Origin of the sequence: Nonomuraea sp. NPDC003560, assembly GCF_042878785.1 — a bacterium.
Taxonomy (GTDB): Bacteria; Actinomycetota; Actinomycetes; order Streptosporangiales; family Streptosporangiaceae; genus Nonomuraea.
Genome location: NZ_JBIAOF010000041.1, coordinates 1 through 1,354 on the forward strand (window position 1 = coordinate 1; position 1,354 = coordinate 1,354).

General features: G+C 34.6%; 1 protein-coding gene. It reads left to right on the forward strand.

The features are described 5' to 3' along the window. The first annotated feature begins 48 nt into the window (after window positions 1–48). A protein-coding gene (locus ACFYUV_RS51410; protein ID WP_387683449.1) for an IS3-like element IS981 family transposase occupies window positions 49–1,160 on the forward strand; the annotation gives its coding sequence in 2 pieces (ribosomal slippage) (window positions 49–265 and window positions 265–1,160; 1,113 coding nt in all). The last annotated feature ends 194 nt before the right edge of the window (window positions 1,161–1,354 follow it).

The following is a 1,354-nucleotide window of genomic DNA, read 5'->3' on the forward strand; positions in this document are numbered from 1 at the left end:
CTTAAATCTTAGAGTCACTATTGTATAATTTAGACAAAGGACAAAAACATGCAAAAACGCTACTCAAAAGAATTTAAAGAAACCCTTATCGCCTTCTATCATTCTGGTCAATCCGTCACCCAGCTGTCTAAAGAATACGACGTGGCCCCTGCAACAATTTATAAATGGATAGACCTCTACTCTAAATCTAATGAAAGCTCCGTCTCTAAAGCTGATTTTCTAGAATTAAAAAGACAACTGGCTAAAGTTAAGGAAGAACGAGACATCTTAAAAAAAGTATTGACCATATTCGCCGAGAAAAAGAAGTGAGTGCTGCGGATATGGCTCAAACCATACAAACTTTAGCACTCAATGTCAGACTAAGCTGTCAACTCCTTGATGTTCCTGAATCAAGTTATTATGAACAGATTAACCGACATCCATCTAAAACTCAATTAAGGAGACAATACCTGTCACTCAAAATTTCTCAACTCTTCAATGCTAACCGAGGAATCTATGGTGCTCCTAAAATTCATCATCTTCTACTTAAACAAGGGGAAAAAGTCGGGTTAAAACTGGTACAGAAGCTAATGAAGCAACTTCAACTCAAGTCTGTAGTCATTAAGAAATTTAAGCCTGGATACTCACTAAGTGATCACATCAATCGAAAAAATCTTATACAGACTGAACCTACAAAGAAAAATAAGGTTTGGTCAACCGACATTACTTATATTCCTACTCACCAAGTATGGGCTTATCTCTCAACCATTATGGATCGTTATACTAAAAAAGTCATTGCTTGGGATTTGGGCAAGCGAATGACTGTAGAATTAGTGCAAAGAACTTTAAATAAGGCCATTAAATCACAAGACTATCCAGAAGCTGTTATTCTTCATTCTGACCAAGGAAGCCAGTATACGAGTCTAGAGTATGAAGAGTTGCTTAAGTATTATGGGATGACTCACTCTTTCAGTCGAAGGGGATACCCTTATCATAATGCCAGTCTTGAATCTTGGCATGGACATTTAAAAAGAGAGTGGGTGTATCAATTTAAATATAAGAACTTTGAAGAAGCCTATCAGAGTATTTTCTGGTACATCGAAGCCTTTTATAATTCAAAACGAATCCATCAAAGTTTAGGGTATCTTACACCTAATCAATTTGAAAAGGTAAGTGCTTAAAATAAATAGATTAAAATTCTACGTTTGTTACTCTAAAAACTTGACTTAACGTCAAATGCCATAAAAGATAATAAAGTCCGTTTAATTATTTTCATTGTTTTTGTCCTTATCTTTTTTTCTTGCCATAGAAGTAAAACCAAAACATGACCATGCAAAAAACATAATTAACCAAAAATTATTATCCATATCTTTCT